The sequence below is a fragment of the Massilia sp. BAP21 genome (assembly GCF_057801335.1).
The window spans coordinates 501,868-516,929 of the sequence record NZ_CM173596.1; the positions used below are offsets into that span (position 1 = coordinate 501,868).

At 63.9% G+C, this 15,062-nt stretch carries 12 protein-coding genes and 1 pseudogene; 6 read left to right on the forward strand and 7 right to left on the reverse strand.

What is annotated here, in order from left to right; all coding sequences use genetic code 11:
- The first annotated feature begins 185 nt into the window (after positions 1-185).
- The 3 genes from pepA (at position 186) to ACWYRN_RS02235 (ending at position 4,331) form a co-directional block, all read left to right on the forward strand.
- Complete coding sequence (pepA, locus tag ACWYRN_RS02225; RefSeq protein ID WP_488690938.1) at positions 186-1,061, forward strand: flocculation-associated PEP-CTERM protein PepA; 876 nt, start codon at positions 186-188, stop codon at positions 1,059-1,061.
- 130 nt (positions 1,062-1,191) lie between these two features.
- Entirely contained in the window at positions 1,192-1,698 is a 507-nt protein-coding gene (locus ACWYRN_RS02230; RefSeq protein ID WP_488690939.1) for a hypothetical protein, read from the forward strand.
- 206 nt (positions 1,699-1,904) lie between these two features.
- Positions 1,905-4,331, forward strand: coding sequence for a TonB-dependent receptor plug domain-containing protein (locus ACWYRN_RS02235; protein ID WP_488690940.1), 2,427 nt, complete (start codon positions 1,905-1,907; stop codon positions 4,329-4,331).
- A gap of 279 nt (positions 4,332-4,610) precedes the next feature.
- Here the strand turns inward: ACWYRN_RS02235 and ACWYRN_RS02240 are convergent, their stop codons facing one another.
- Both ACWYRN_RS02240 and ACWYRN_RS02245 read right to left on the reverse strand, forming a co-directional pair.
- Complete coding sequence (locus ACWYRN_RS02240) at positions 4,611-5,291, reverse strand: Fe2+-dependent dioxygenase (RefSeq protein WP_229438957.1); 681 nt, start codon at positions 5,289-5,291, stop codon at positions 4,611-4,613.
- A 76-nt stretch (positions 5,292-5,367) separates the two neighbouring features.
- Positions 5,368-7,689: a TonB-dependent receptor gene (locus tag ACWYRN_RS02245; RefSeq protein ID WP_488690941.1), complete on the reverse strand. Its 2,322-nt coding sequence runs from the start codon at positions 7,687-7,689 to the stop codon at positions 5,368-5,370.
- Positions 7,690-8,020: 331 nt separating this feature from the next.
- Here ACWYRN_RS02245 and ACWYRN_RS02250 point away from each other — a divergent pair, with 331 nt between their 5' ends.
- A complete protein-coding gene (locus tag ACWYRN_RS02250; RefSeq protein WP_488690942.1) occupies positions 8,021-9,277 on the forward strand; it encodes a DUF2863 family protein in 1,257 nt (418 codons plus the stop codon).
- Positions 9,278-9,354: 77 nt separating this feature from the next.
- Here ACWYRN_RS02250 and ACWYRN_RS02255 read toward each other — a convergent pair whose 3' ends face one another.
- The 5 genes from ACWYRN_RS02255 to ACWYRN_RS02275 form a co-directional block, all read right to left on the reverse strand.
- Positions 9,355-10,512 carry a serine hydrolase domain-containing protein gene (locus ACWYRN_RS02255; RefSeq protein WP_488690943.1) on the reverse strand — a complete coding sequence of 386 codons (1,158 nt, stop codon included), beginning with the start codon at positions 10,510-10,512 and terminating at the stop codon, positions 9,355-9,357.
- Entirely contained in the window at positions 10,509-10,985 is a 477-nt protein-coding gene (locus tag ACWYRN_RS02260; RefSeq protein ID WP_488690944.1) for a CYTH domain-containing protein, read from the reverse strand. The genes ACWYRN_RS02255 and ACWYRN_RS02260 overlap by 4 nt, the downstream gene beginning before the upstream one ends.
- A gap of 15 nt (positions 10,986-11,000) precedes the next feature.
- A complete protein-coding gene (locus ACWYRN_RS02265; RefSeq protein ID WP_229438952.1) occupies positions 11,001-12,122 on the reverse strand; it encodes a M14 family metallopeptidase in 1,122 nt (373 codons plus the stop codon).
- A gap of 114 nt (positions 12,123-12,236) precedes the next feature.
- A complete protein-coding gene (locus ACWYRN_RS02270) occupies positions 12,237-12,599 on the reverse strand; it encodes a hypothetical protein (protein ID WP_488690945.1) in 363 nt (120 codons plus the stop codon).
- Positions 12,600-12,865: 266 nt separating this feature from the next.
- Positions 12,866-13,144, reverse strand: coding sequence for a KGG domain-containing protein (locus ACWYRN_RS02275; protein WP_229438950.1), 279 nt, complete (start codon positions 13,142-13,144; stop codon positions 12,866-12,868).
- A gap of 354 nt (positions 13,145-13,498) precedes the next feature.
- Here ACWYRN_RS02275 and ACWYRN_RS02280 point away from each other — a divergent pair, with 354 nt between their 5' ends.
- Both ACWYRN_RS02280 and ACWYRN_RS02285 read left to right on the forward strand, forming a co-directional pair.
- A complete protein-coding gene (locus ACWYRN_RS02280) occupies positions 13,499-14,416 on the forward strand; it encodes a hypothetical protein (protein WP_488690946.1) in 918 nt (305 codons plus the stop codon).
- Positions 14,417-14,725: 309 nt separating this feature from the next.
- Positions 14,726-14,963, forward strand: a pseudogene (locus ACWYRN_RS02285) (ATP-binding cassette domain-containing protein); the annotation flags it as partial.
- Between the last annotated feature and the right edge of the window lie 99 nt (positions 14,964-15,062).

The following is a 15,062-nucleotide window of genomic DNA, read 5'->3' on the forward strand; positions in this document are numbered from 1 at the left end:
GTTAAACCTATCTCAACAGTAATCTTTGTTACTGCTGAGATCGGAAATTCTTACATTCTTGCGTCACCATTTCACAGACGTATTGACAAGCCCTTGATTCGCAAGGCTATCTCGACACGGGTATGCAGTTTGCTTGACCACTCATGCGGTGGCGGCACCGCTCAACCATTGACAAGGATGCGATCATGAAATTTCTGAAGAAATTGGCCCTCGGCACTGCACTGGCAGTCTCGATGGGAACGGCGCAGTCGCAAGAGGTGTTGAATAACTGGGTATTCAATCCGAACGGAGGCGGCTACGAAGCCGGCGTGCGGGTCAACGAATACCTGGACGTGAATGGCAATGCGTTCATCATCCTGAATTCAGAAGAAGGCGAGACCAGCTTTACCTTCCGTGAATATGCCGTGTTTAACCTGGTCCAGGCGGACTCGAAAGGCGCGCTTTTCCCTCTCAATTACCCTGGTGGAAACATCTCCGCCATTTTTGAAGGCGTCGGCACGGGGGAACTGGGCGGCGCATTTACCTTTACCGGCGGCACTATCCGGATGTACCAGAATCCGATCGACGACCAGTACGGCACCAATGTGGGAATCTATGGTGCCGACCAAGGCAACCTGATCGCGACTTTCAACGTGCTCAGGGGAGGCGGTCAGGTCGATGAATTCGGCAACCCCATAGAGAACGGCAGAGTCAGTGTGTTCGCAGAAGCCTCTGCCGGTGACTTGGAAGATGGTTATTTCTTCCGTAGCAACGGCAACGACTTGTCGCAGGAAGACATCCTGGCCTTTGCCTTCACTAATGCGAATGCCATCGCGCAACCGGACGACACGCTGGTAGATGAAGTTGCCTGCCAGTTCGCGAATTTCGGCGGCCCCGGATGCGATGAGAGCGCCGATGAGTACGAGAACCAGCCGGGCCAGTATTTTTTCATTGGCGGCAGTGGGCAGTTCAAGCTGGACGAAGCCGAGGGCGAAGTGCCTGAACCCGGTTCGCTGGCCCTGTTCGGCATCGCCATGCTGGGCGCGGGCCTGGCGGCGCGCAAACGCAGCGGCAAGGCATAAGTGTTATTGACGGCGCCGGAAGAGCGGGCTTGCCCGCTCTGTGTTCGCACGCAGGCATGCATATTCGATTTTGATTGAAAAATAATCAATAACCCGGAGAATGATCGCGACACCTCAACCGGGAGCCGCGATGCGTACCAACGTCACGATGTCGATCGCCATGGCCATGGCCCTGCTGCTCGCCTGGCAGCATGTGCATGGCGGCGTGCCCGCGCACCACCTGCTGGCCGACCCCGGCCTGCCGACCGTCTCGAACTGGTGGGGCCTGCTAACGCTGCCCCTGCTCGCCTGGTTCCTGCTGGGGCGCATTGAGGCCAGGCGCAAGGCCGATCCGGCCTTTGCACCGCGCATCATGGCCGCCTTCGGCGGCGCCCTGCTCTACGGCGCCGCGCTCGCCGCGCTGTTCACCGCCGGCTACACCAGCGTCACGGACAGCATGGCGCTGGCCATCTTTGTGCTGGCGCTGTTCCTGCCGGTGTACCGCGCCGAATTCGTGCTCGGCTTCGTGCTCGGCATGACCTGGAGCTTCGGCGCCATCCTGCCGATGATCGCCGCCGCGATCTTCGCCGGCGCCGGCGCCGCAATCCATCTCGGCGTGCGCTTCGTGTATGCGCGCATGCTGATGCTGCGCCGCTGATCCCCGGCCGCCTGCGCGGCCACATCACCTATCCCCGCACGCCCCTGCATGTCAAGCAACATTGCCGAGTGTATCAGCGCGACCACGTTTTCCATGCAGCATAACTAAAGCTTGCCAATAGATAACGTTTAGTTATGATGGTTTGTCGGTACAAATGACACACGAATGCACTCGATGGCGTAACAAACATTCAGGGGACAAGAACAATGAAGAAACAAACGCTACAACGCGCGCTGCTGGCTTCCGCAATCCTCGCCGCTTTCGCGCCGGCGCAGGCGCAGGAAACCGAGCCGCTGCAACAGGTGATCGTGCTCGGCTCGCGCACCCAGGCCAAGACCGCACTCGACACCTCGGTGCCGGTGGGCCTGGTGAACTTGAAGGACATGCAGTCGACCGGCATGCAGGAACTGGGCAAGGTGCTGCAGGACCTCGATCCGTCGTTCAACTTCACCACCACCTTCATCAGCGACGGCACCGACATCATCCGCCCCGCCACGCTGCGCGGCCTCGGCCCCGACCAGCTGCTGGTCCTGATCAACGGCAAGCGCCGCCACCAGCAGGCGCTGGTGAACGTGCAGCAGACCATCGGGCGCGGCTCGGCCGGCACCGACATCAACGCCATTCCCCTGTCCGCCATCCAGAGCATCGAAGTGCTGCGCGACGGCGCCGCGGCCCAGTACGGCTCGGACGCGATTGCCGGCGTCATCAACATCATCCTGAAGAAAGGCGCGGACCTCGGCCAGTTCAGCGCCAACGTCGGCACCACCGATGAAGGCGACGGCGATACCTATTCGGCCAGCATCCACAAGGGCTTCGCGCTCGGCGCCGACGGCGGCTACCTGAACCTGTCGCTCGAAGGCCGCAAGCGCAACGAGACCAACCGCGCCGGTGTCGACACCCTGCGCGTCGACCCGCCGCGCGTGACCCAGCGCATCGGCGACAGCAATGCCAAGGACGCCTACCTGTGGCTGAACGCGGCGCTGCCGGTGCGCTCGAACGGTGGCGAGTTCTACGTGTTCGGCGGCGCCTCGAAGCGCAAGGGCGACTCCGGCGGCTTCTTCCGACCTGCCGAGGATGCGCGCACCGTGCCCGAGATCTACCCGAACGGCTTCCTGCCGAACATCGTCACCACGGTCAAGGATGCGTCGCTCGCGCTCGGCTATCGTCACGAGCTGGGCAACGAGTGGAGCATCGATGCGAGCGTGAACCATGGCCGCAGCGAGCTCGACTTCCACGAGCGCAACTCGATCAACGTCAGCTACTACTACGAAGACAACCGCCGCGAATCGCCGACCGAGGCCGATACCGGCGCCCTGAAATTCAACCAGACCACGTTCAACCTCGACTTCAAGGGTCCGGTGCAGGTGGGCGGCGCGCCGCTGTACGTGGCTACCGGCTTCGAATGGCGGCGCGACGGCTACGAGATCGTGGCCGGCGACCCGGTCTCCTACCAGTACGGTCGCACCAACAATCCAACCAAGCTCATCCTCGACCGTTTCGGCGGCATCGCGGCCTCCGGCATCCAGGGTTTCCCGGGCTACACGCCGTCGAACGAAGTCGACGATGCCCGCCACAACATCGCGCTTTACCTCGATCTCGAACGCAAGTTCGGCGAGCAGGTGAACGTCGGTGCGGCCGTGCGCCACGAGCGCTATTCCGACTTCGGCTCGACCACCACCGGCAAGCTGAGCGCGCGCTGGGACCCGTCGCCGACCGTCGGCGTGCGCGGCAGCGTCTCCACGGGCTTCCGCGCCCCGGGCGTGCAGCAGAAATTCTACAGCTCGGTGTCGACCAACCTGAACCAGGACGGCACGCTGACGGAAACCCTGACCGCGCGCGAGAGCAGCGCCGTGACCCAGGCCTTCGGCATCTCGCCGCTGAAAGAAGAAAAGTCGAAGAATGCCAGCATCGGCCTGATCCTGCGCCCGAGCAAGAACTTCTCGGTCACGGCCGACCTGTACCGGACCAACATCGACGACCGCATCGTCTTCTCGAGCGTCCTGCAGGCCGAGGACGGCGCCTGTGTCGATCCGGTGCGCTGCCCGATCGGCGCCCTGCTGGTACCGCTGCGCGTGGGCCAGGCCCAGTTCTTCACGAACGCCATCGACACCAGCACCGACGGCTTCGACCTGACGGCCCAGCACACCACGCGCAACGCGGGCTCGACCCTGGTGCTGTCCGGCCAGTTGGGCTTCAACAAGACGAAGGTGAAGGACCGCCATTCGCAGTCGCCGGTGCTGACCGGCGAACAGCTGTTCGACAATGCGCAGGTGGTGCTGATCGAACGCGGCCAGCCGCGCCAGCACCACGTGCTGGCGGCCGACTACACAACCGGCCCCTGGAACGCGACCGCCCGCGCCAATTACTTCGGCAAGGTACAGGGCCAGGGCTTCACGCCGGACGTGCAGACCTGGGACGCGAAATGGATCGTCGACCTGACCGCGCGCTACTCGTTCAGCAAGGCGCTGAGCGTGTCGGCCGGCATCAACAATTTGTTCGACACCTACCCGACGCGCTGGCAAGCCTCCGACACCAATCCCTTCCCGGCGATGGGCTTTACCCACTGCTGGGAAACCTGCCCGTTCGGCATCAATGGGCGCTCGATGTATGCCCGGGTCGACTACTCGTTCTGATCCAGGGGTGTAGCCAGGCCTGGGAGGCAGGAGAGCGCCTCTGTAAACCTGTCTCGTTTGGGGAGGAATAGCTGTCGCGTCCTGTCTTTTCTTGTCGCGTTATTTTCCGCGACAAGACGAGGCAGAATGCGACACGATGCACAGGCTGAACGAGACAGGATTTCAGAGGGGCGCGGCAAAGCCTTCCTGCCCTCTCCTGCCCATTGGTTTAACTCAAAACAATTGCTCTGGCGCCTCGCAAGGCCTGCAAGGCGCGGTTTGCCGCAAAGCGCCGCGTCCTCAGACTTCGGCCCACATCCTGAGCAGGTTGTGATAATGCCCGGTCAGCCCGACCGTGGCGTCCGACTCGCCGTGGGCGCCGCGCAGCGCCTGGATGTTCGTATCGAGCTCGAACAGCATCGCGCGCTTGCCATCGTCGCGCACCATGCTCTGGGTCCAGAGGAAGGAAGCGACCCGCTCGCCGCGCGTCACCGGCAGCACCTGGTGCACGCTGCCCGAGGGATACACGATCGCATCCCCCGCAGGCAATTTCACCTCGTGCGTGCCGTAGGCATCGACCACCACCAGCTCGCCGCCGTCGTACTCGTCCGGGTCGCTCAGGAACACCGTGGTCGACACGTCCGCGCGCAAGGCCGGCATGCCCGGGCGCTGGGCGCGGATGGCGCCGTCCACGTGCAGGCCATAGTGCTCGCCGCCGCCGTAGCTGTTGAAATACGGCGCCAGGATGCGCAGCGGCAGCACCGAGGAAAAGAACAGCGGATTGGCCATCAGCGCCGCGCTGACCGCGTTCCCCAGCTCCACGGCCAGCGGCGAACCCTCGGCCAGCTGGCGGTTGCGTTTGACTTGCGCACCCTGGGCGCCGACGCTGGCGCGGCCGTCGACCCAGTCGGTGTCGTTCAAGCGTTGGCGCATCTGCGCCACCTGCTCCCGGCTCAGGACGCCGGGGATATGCACCATCATGTTCGTATTCCTTTTCTAGAAAACAAAACGGCCCTCCCCGCCGCCAGCAAGGAGGGCCGCGTGCACCATGCCTGTCTTAGAACTTCAGGTTGGCGGTCAGGGTTGCCGAACGGCCGGCGCCGACACCCGCGTAGTGCGGCGACGACACGCGGTCGAAGTAGACCTTGTCGCCCAGGTTCTGCACATTCAGCTGGAACGATACGTTCTTGTTCAGCACATAGCTGGCCATGGCGTCGAAGCGGGTGTAGCTCGGCGCGTACTTCGTGTTGTTGACGTTGGCATACACGCGGTCGACGTAGTTCATGCCGACGCCGGCGGTGATGTTCTTGCCGAAGGCATAGGACGTCCACAGCGAGGCCGCGTTCTTCGGCGTGGTCGGGAAGGCGTTGCCGTTGTACGGCGAGGCGCTCCAGACCGGCGCGGCAGCGGTGCCGGTGTTCACGAAACCATTGTCCTCGACCGTCGCATCCAGGTAGGTGTAGCCACCAAACACTTGCCATGCATTCGACAACTTGCCCGAGAAGCCCAGCTCGACGCCTTTCAGTTCCTTCTTGCCGACGTTTTGCGTGCTGCCGTCCGGCGCCGTCACGCGCGCGTTGTTCATCTTGCTCTGGAAGATGGCGGCGTTCAGCGACAGGCGGTTGTTCAGCACTTCCCACTTGGTGCCCAGCTCAACATTCTTGCTGGTCTGCGGCTCCAGGTTCTGGATCGCCACCGTCAGGCCATCGAGGCCGTCGCCGCCATCGTTGCCCGGCGGGGTAGCCGAGGTGGCATACGACAGGTAGATGCTGCCATTGGTCACCGGCTTGAACACCAGGCCGGCCTGGTAGGTGTCGAAGCTGCTGTCGACGCGGGCACGCGAAGCTGGTGCATTGCTCACGTTCAGTTCGCTCGAGAAGTCGTCCCAGCGCGCGCCCAGGTTCAGCAGCCACTGCGGATTGAATTCGATGGTGTCGAAGCCGTAGACGGCGCGGGTGCGGGTTTCGATGTCGGTGCGGGCCGGCGACAGGGTGCGCGTCGTCACCCATGGGTCGTAGGGATTCGGGTTGTTCAGCGGCGCGCAGTTGTAGCCGGTGGCCGCGCCCGAGGTCGCGCAGACGGTATTGTTGGTCAGCAGGTTGTTGGTGCCCGGCGTGAACACGTAGCTGCCGCGCTCGGTCGTTTCGCGGTTGAACTCGACGCCGACGTTGTAGCTGTGCTTGATGCCGGCGGTGGTCAGCTTGCCGGACAGGCTGGTGGCATTCGCCGCCGTCTCGGTATCGGTAACGCGGGTGTTGGTGCGGCGCCAGACGGTGCCGTACAGCAGGACGTTGCCCTTGGAATCGTCGGGCTGGGTCCAGACGTAGTCGTTCTTCGTCTTGCCGTAGCGCGTGACGTTGCGCAGCACCAGGCCGCCGCCGAAGTCGTGGCGCAGGTCGACGGTGCCGATGTCGGTCTTCGTGTCGCGGAAGTCGCGGTTCACCAGGCCGTAGAAGGTCGAACGGTCGACGCTGACCGGGGTGCCGTTGCCGTTCAGGCGCACGTTGGCGCCGCTCGAGAACGGGTTGTTGAACGGGATGCCGGTGTCCGGGATTTCGCTCGTCTTCAGGTGGTAATAGCTGAGGATCGCTTTCGTCGGACCGTTCAGGCCGAAGGTGACGGTCGGCGCGATGCCCCAGCGGTCGCCGCCGACCACGTCGCGGCCGGCCACGTTGTTTTCGTGGGCCATCACGTTCAGGCGGAAGGCGCTGTCGTTGCCGAGCGTGCGGTTCAGGTCGCCCGTGACACGGCGGTAGTCGTGGCTGCCCAGGCCCACGGTGGCGTTCGAGAAGTTCTCGAGCTGGGCCGATTTGCTGACCAGGTTGATGCCGCCGCCGGCCGAGGAGCGTCCGCCGTAGGCCGAGTTCGGGCCCTTCACGACTTCCACCTGCTCCAGGTTGAAGATCTCGCGCGACTGCGAACCGGCGTCGCGGATGCCGTCGACATAGGTGTCGGTCTGGGCGTTGTAGCCGCGGATGAAGACGTTGTCGCCGACCGGGTTGCCGCCTTCGCCGGCGCCGATGGTGATGCCCGGCACGGTGCGCAGCGCGTCGGCCAGCGACACGGCGGCGGTTTGCGCGATCACTTCCTGGCCGATCACGGTGACCGACTTCGGCGTGTCCAGCAAGGGCGCGGTGAACTTGTCCGAGCTCGACACCACCGGGGCCTGGACGTCGCGGCGGTTGACGCCGGTGACTTCGACCACCGGCACCGCTGGGTCGATGTCCTTGTGGCCGGTATCGGCCAGGGCTGCCGGCGCGCCCAGCGTGGCCAGCACGGCCAGGGCGGAACCGGTGAGAACGGGCGCGTTGCGTACGTGCTTGCGGCTGCGGATGAAGGGAGTGGTGGTCTGGCCTGCTGGCGCTGCTTTGCTATTCATGTCGTCGGGTCGTTTTTGTTATCGCTATGTCGTCGCTGGACACGCGTTATACGTAAATATAATGAGAACGATTCGCATTATGATTTTTATTGCAGTGTTTGGCAAGACGGAAGGATGGCTCCCCCGTATTTCTACGGTAGCGAACATGGACGGGCGTGCGCTTTTCGCCACAACTGTTGAGATAGAACGCTGGTACTCCACACTCGGCGGCGCCGAACCCTTGTGTTCATGGCATGTGGCCGAATCAACTACAATACCGGAGATATGGGTTTATCATGACCCCCTTGGACTTTCGATCCTCACCCATTTAAACAAGAGACTCCCTAGCGCCATGCGTCGTCCTTCCAAAGATTCATCCAACAAACTCTCCGCAGAAAGCCAGCGTCTCTCCAGCATTACCCAGGCCATCGTGCAGTCCGCCAGCCGCGTCGAAGAACGGATTTGGGAAAAGCAACTGGACACGCAACTGCAAAAACTGCTCAAGACCAATCACCAGGACAGCATCGACGCCGCACTCAACGCCTTGTTCAAGGACGAGCTTGCCGCCTACGACGTGCTGATGGATGGCGTCGAGGCGGTCAGCGAATCGTCGACGATGGTGGAACAGCAGGACGGGGCCGAGGTCACCTGGCAGGCCCTGCTGGTAGCCGCGCCCATCCTGGCCTGGACCCGCTTTTCCATCGGCTCGGGCACGATCCCGCCGGACTTGCTCTCCACGCTACAGGCGCACTTCTCGGCCCACCTGCTGGCCGAGGGCGCGCGCATCGCCATGGCGCCGACGCTGTACGCCATCGACCAGCTGCCGCGCACCCATGCCGAGACCTACGCACTCACCCACAAGCTGGCCGCGGCCGCGCACAAGGGCGGCAGCGTCAAGCCGGCCGTGCGCGCCCCGGACACCGCGCCCTTCCTGGCCGACACGCGCTACCTGCTGGTGGCCATCGTCGCCCCGGCCGGCGCCCCGCTGTTCCGCTGGCAGGAGGCCCAGCACCAGCTGAACTTCGCCACCGAGCGCAACAATGCATTGAGCGCCTGGCGCGACCAGGCCACTGCCAACGTGGCGCGCCTGCTGCCGGGCTGCGGCGTCGAGCTGCTGCTGCCGGAAGCGTATTACGTGGCCTGCCGCGAAGCCGATAAACTGATCCGCCCGGTGTCGATCCGCGCCGCCGTCCATTACCTGACGAATACCCTCGACCTCGAACCGTCCGACCTGCGCGCCGTGATCGCCGGCTTCGGCGAGGAAGCGGCCGATGGCCAGGTCGACGAATACCGCGTCGGCTTCACGCTGCGCCAGAGCCCGGAAGTGGTGTACGGCATCGTCTGGCCGCTGTATGGCCAGGAAGACGAGGAAGGCACGCCGATGGAGGGCGGTTTCGGCGGCGCCCTGCCGCCTCCGCTGACCCCGGTCAACGAAATCATCGCTTACCTGAACGAAGCCGGCGTCACCCACGTCAAACGCATCAACGAACGCTACGTGGTCGAGTATTGCGACGACTGCGGCGCGCCGCTGTTTGCCGATCCGTCGGGCGAACTGGTGCATGCCGAAATGCCGGAAGACGCCCCTGCGGGCAGCGAGCACTTCCACTAAAACGCCGGTCTGGAAATGCGTTCGCCCGCTACTGCCTCGAAGGCGGTAGCGGGCGATGTTTTTTGCGCGGTTCTGGCTTAGCGAATCGCGGCGATCACGCGCTTGGTGAACTCGGCCGGATTGCCCGCATGCCAGCGCCACACCACCACCAGGTCGTGGTCCGGCGAGACGACGATCGTGTTGCTGCCCGCGCCCAGCGCCGCATAGGCATTCGCTGGCAGGCCCGGCAGATTCTTGCCTTTCGTGTTCAGCCACCACAGGTAGCCGTAGTCGGGGCCGTTGGCGCTCGGCGCCAGGGCTTCCTTCACGTAGGCCGTCGGCAGCACGGCGCGGCCATTCCACTGCCCGCCGCGCAGCCACAGGTAGCCGAAGCGCGCCATGTCCCAGGAATTGATCCACATGCCGCCGCCCCAGCGCGTGCCGCCGCTCACCGACGGCGCCAGCTTGCCGTTCAGCTCGACGTAGCTGTTGGTGTAAGGCACCCACTTCCAGGTGTTCGAGGCGCCGATCGGGTCCATGACCTGTTCCTGGAACACTTCCGGCACCGGCTTGTCGAACACGCGCAGCAGCGACAGCGCGAAGCGGTTGATGCGCACGTCGTTGTATTCGTAGTGGGTGCCCGGCGCCGCCAGGGTACGCGGCTTGCGCTCGCCCGCGCCGAATTCTTCCTTGCCGACGAAGTCGGCGTTCTTGCCCCACAGGCTGCCTTCCCACTCGGTTTCCTGTTGCAGGTGCTGCTTCCAGGTCACCTGGGCATTGCGCGCCGAGGCGTAGCCGCCGTCGTTCACGCGCCTGGCCACCGGCTCGTCGAGCGGGCCGATGCGGCCATCGCGCACGGCCACGCCGGCCACCGTCGACAGCATGCTCTTCGCCACCGAATAGGTCGGATCGACAAATTGCGTGTCGCCGAACTCGGCCACCACATAGCCCTTGTAGATCACCACGCCGTTGGTATGGGCGCGGCGCGTCGGCATCGAACCGAGGCGCTTGCCGAAAGTCTTGTCCTGGTCGGAAAAGTCGAGCGCGCGTTCGGTTTCGTGCGTCTGCGCATACTGGACCGCCGCGGCCAGCGCCGCCGGGTCCATGCCGAGTTCGGCTGGTGTCTTGCGGGCCCACTCGCCCACCGGCGGGAAATAGGCAGGCTTGTCCGCCGGCTTGTCGGCAGCCCCGGCAACCGCCGGCAGCAACAACGCGAGTCCAAGGGCGAGCGCAGTGCGCCGGGTGAATATGGTCATGCCGGGTCCTTCCATTGCGAATAAGGATGGAAAATCAGTCGGGAGTTGAAATAGCGCGCATCGCCGGTCACTTCGCGGCCGATCCAGTCGGGCTTCTCGAAGGCTTCGTCCTCGGAGCCCAGCTCGATCTCGGCCACCACCAGGCCGGCGTTCGCTCCCAGGAATTCGTCGACTTCCCAGGTATGCGGCCCGCTGGCGATGCGGTGGCGGACTTTCTCGACCAGCGGCTGCTGGCACAGGCCGTCGAGCAGTTCGGCGGCCTCAAGCACGGGAATCGGGTATTCCCACTCGCCGCGGCTGGCGCCCACGCTCTTGCCCTTGATGGTGATAAACGCCCGCTCGCCATCGATACGCACGCGCACGGTGCGTGCAGGGTCAAGGCTGAGGTAACCCTGGCGCAGCAGGGTCGATTGCCCCAGCGTGCGCCAGGCCTCGCCTTCGACCAGGAACTTGCGCTCGATCTCGACGCCCATGCCCGGTTTCCTTTCCTAGTCCAGCGTCTGCAGGATAGGCTGCAGGATGGCCGCGCCCAGGGCCGCGCTGCGCGCACCGTTCCAGCCGGTGTGCGGGTTCGGCAAATCGGCGTTGTCCTTGAACGGCATCTCCAGCGTCAGCGACAGGCACTTGAAGGTGTGGCCGATGTACTTCGAGGCCAGGGTCAGCAGTTCCTCGTTGTACTTGCTGGCCGCATAGCCATACACGTTCTGGAAGTCCGGGCTGGCCGCCATGTAGCGCTGCACGAAAGCATCCTGGCGCGCCTGGCGCTCCGGGCCGAAGTCGGACAGCATCTCGTTGCCGGCCACGAAGTTGTACGGCAGTGCCTCGTCGCCATGGATGTCGAAGAACATGTCGACGCCGGTCTCGTGGATCTTGTTTTTCACGCACAGCACTTCCGGGCTGCGTTCCGGCGTCGGCGTCATCCATTCGCGGTTCAGGTTGGCGCCGGCGGCGTTCGTGCGCAGGTTGCCGCGCACCGAGCCGTCCGGGTTCATGTTCGGCACGATGTAGAACACGGCGCGCTGCAGCAGCTTGCGCGCAACCGGGTTGGCGTCGTCGAGCAGCGCATCCATCATGCCCTCCACGTACCACTCGGCCATGGTTTCGCCCGGGTGCTGGCGGGCGATGACCCAGATCTTTTTCTCGGCGTTCGGGTTGCCGATCACGACCAGGTTCATGTCGCGGCCGTCGACCGTGGTGCCGATATCGAGCACGCGCGCGATCGGGTTCTCGGCGACTTCGCCCAGCAGGCGCAGGTGGCGTTCCCAGGTGTAGGGCTCGAAGTAGGCGTAGTAGACGCTGTCGAGTTCAGGGGTGTGGTTGACGGTCATGACCTGGCCGTCGAAGCTGGTGGGCACGCGGAACCAGTTCTCGGTGTCGTAGCTGGCCGCCACCTGGTAATCCTCGAAGCCCTTGGGGTAGGTTGCCTGCCCGGCATTCAGGAAACGGATCGTGCAGGCCTGGCCGCGCGCGCCTTGCAGGCGGAAGTGGAACCACTGGTGGATGTCCGCGTTGTTGTCGCGGCGCAGGTTCAAATCGATCTGTTTCGCGTTCTCGGCCGACACCACCTCGATGGCGCCGGAGTCGAAATGCTGGCTGATTTTAATAGGCATGGCTGATCCCTTTTTGGCCCGTTCACAAAGTGGAGCATGATACTGGATTCGGCAGCGCCATGCCCTCTCCTGCCGAGCAGCAGTGGCAGCAGCAGAAACGCGCGGTCGGCCTGCTTATGCGTCGAGGTCGATCAGCTCGCGGCTGTACATGATCAGGATCTGGCGCATCAGTTCGACGTTGCCGCGGTCGAGCACCAGCACCAGGTCGGGCTTGCGGTCGAGGTTGAACTGCATGCGCAGCTTGCCCGGCAGTTCGCGGCAATTCAGGCTGATGACGCGCGGGTTGTTCGGGTTTTCCCAGTCGAACTGGGCGATCTGCGGCGGCGCCGGCGGCGGCTGCAGGGTCGGGTCCTGGTTCACCGGCAGGTGCTTGTTCAGCCAGAACACGATACTGGCGGGAATATGCAGGGCAACGTCGCTGGCGCCGTGGGCGGAGAATTTCGCGAGCAGCGAATTGCCCACGCGATCGCAGGACATGGACATGCTCTTGACTTGACGAATGACCGCTTCTTTCACGACGAGGTTCCTCAGGTTGGGTTGATTTGCTTGGAAAAAGGCGCAGCGATTCTACCTGATCCCACCGTCGAATTGTGTGTATTCAGAAACTATCCCGGAAAGAAAACGGGGAGCACGCGGCTCCCCGTTCCCATCCATCACCCATGTGTTTGCCAACCGCACCATCGACGGCTGGAGATGCGTAGCATCATCGCTGCCGCGCGCTTGTTCGCTGCTTGTTCGCTCGCTTACTTCGTGCTGCGGCTCTTCGACGACGTACGCGAGCCGCTGGCCGAACCGGCGCTGGCGGACTGGCGATTACCGTGGCTCATGCTGCCTGCACGGCGTGCTTCTTCCGAAGTGAATTCGTGTGCGGTGCCTTTCTGGTGCGCTGCCTTGCCTCCCTGGCTGGCGATTTCGCGTTGGCGTGCCGGATCCATCGAAGCGAAGCCGCGGTTGCGGGTGCCGCTGCTCTGGCTGTTGGACTGGTTGCCGCCCTGTTTGTTACCTTGATTGCTCGAAGCCATGATCGTGTTCTCCCTGTTCACTTGTGGAAACCGCCGCGTCCTGCGGCAGGCTACCGCCCAGTCCCATCCGCCAACGCCGATGAGTGTTCGGTTGAAACCATCTTAGGCAGGGCGATTGGATGAGGGTATAGGACGTTTTCAGATGACTTTGTAGGACGACACGCAAGAGAAAATGCACTTACGAAAGGTAGTGTCAATAGGCAAAAATGCCCATCAGTTGTAGTCCTACACACTACCGCAACGTCTTCCTATACTGGACATCGGACAGCGCGCGCATCATGGCAGAATCAGGCGGCGCCAGCGGCGAATGGCCGGGCGGCCGCGCCAGCAACCAGTCTTGTGAAAGGAAACGTCATGGACGCGAATCAACGCAGCGAAATGAACAACCAGACCAACAATGGCGGCAACGAAAAGTGGAACGCGAATGCCAAGGGCAAGACCGCTCCCGACGCCCCGCTCGACCACACCTATCCGCAAGGCGCCTCGCAGCAGCAGGGCCGCCAGGGCATCGACCAGATGGGCACCCAGCAAAGCGGCATGGGTCCCGGCCCCTGGACCGAGGAAAGCAGCCGCTGGGACCTGCCGGGCGGCTCGATGCAGACCCAGCAGAGCGGCGGCAGCGGCCCGACGCAGAGCATCACCGACAGCCACCAGCGCCAGATGGAGCAGCGTTCCCAGGCCTATGGCCAGATCGAGCAGCCGGTCGGCGGCCGTTCCGGCGACAGCGGCACCGACCTCTTGCACCGCGAGGGCCAGCATGCCGGGAATACCCAGGCGACCGAGCGCATGAATCCGCAAGATGCGCGCCAGCCCGAACTGCAGGGCGGCTCGCTCGGCCACCACCATGGCGCCGCCCAGCCGGTGTACGGCAGCCAGTCGATGCAGTCGGGGCAGCAAGCCCCGTCGGCGCAAATGGCATCGCCCCAGCAAGGCAACAGCCAGCGTGAAGAAGCCTTGCCGCGTTCGCCTGCGCGGGAAAGGCAGGACAGCACCGACCGCGCCGGCTCGCAGACCGGCGAACAGGGCCGCGAACAGGGCGCCGACGTGCACCAGTCGAACGACGTCGCGGGCGGCCTGCCGCGCAGCCCGGGCAACGCAGGGCCGCGTACCGAAAACCAGGAATGGCAGCCCGGCGCCAGCATGAAGGACGAACCGAATCCGGTGCACCAGTCGAACGACGCCGCCGGCGGCTATCCGAAGAGCCCAGCCGGCGCCAACCGCCTGGCCGGCGACCGCAAGATGGACGACGACACCGGGTTCTCGCGCAAGTAAACCCGATTCACCAGCTCCCATAAGCCCCGGCTCCGGCCGGGACCTTGACCGGCTGCCGCAAGGTGGCCGGTTTTTTTATGCGCACATCGGCGCCGGGCTTACCCGCGGCAAGTTTTCATGCTGCTTGAATCACAGCTGAGCCCGACATTCCAGGCTGTCGGTGTAGGACTAATCTCTCTCACTCGAAGAAATATTGTGAAATGATGTGCGTGCTTGTGCACGTCGCAGCCCGCTGATATGGCGGCTTTGCGCAACAGTGCCGACCTTCTACCGCGGTTCTTTTCTGGTCAAAACGCGCTGCGGCTCCCCACGCCCGTCGGAGTACGCGGCGTGAACATTTCCGGCGGCGAAAAGCAACGCACCGCGATCGCTCGCGCCGTCCTGAAGGGCCCGCCAATCCTGATTCGACGAGGCGACGTCGGCCCTTGATTCAGATTCAGAACAGGCCATCACGCAGGAACTCGGCCGTTTGTCGCGGAATCGAACCACCCTGATTGCGCACCGCCTCTCCACTAGCGTCAATGCCGGCCTCATCGTCGTCATGGACCGCAAGGCGAAGGCTGCTGCAACAGCGGATGGACAAGGACATGGCGCCGCACTGGCTGCGCCGGGTCGATGCGGACCGCCGGATCAATCAGGCAGGTTG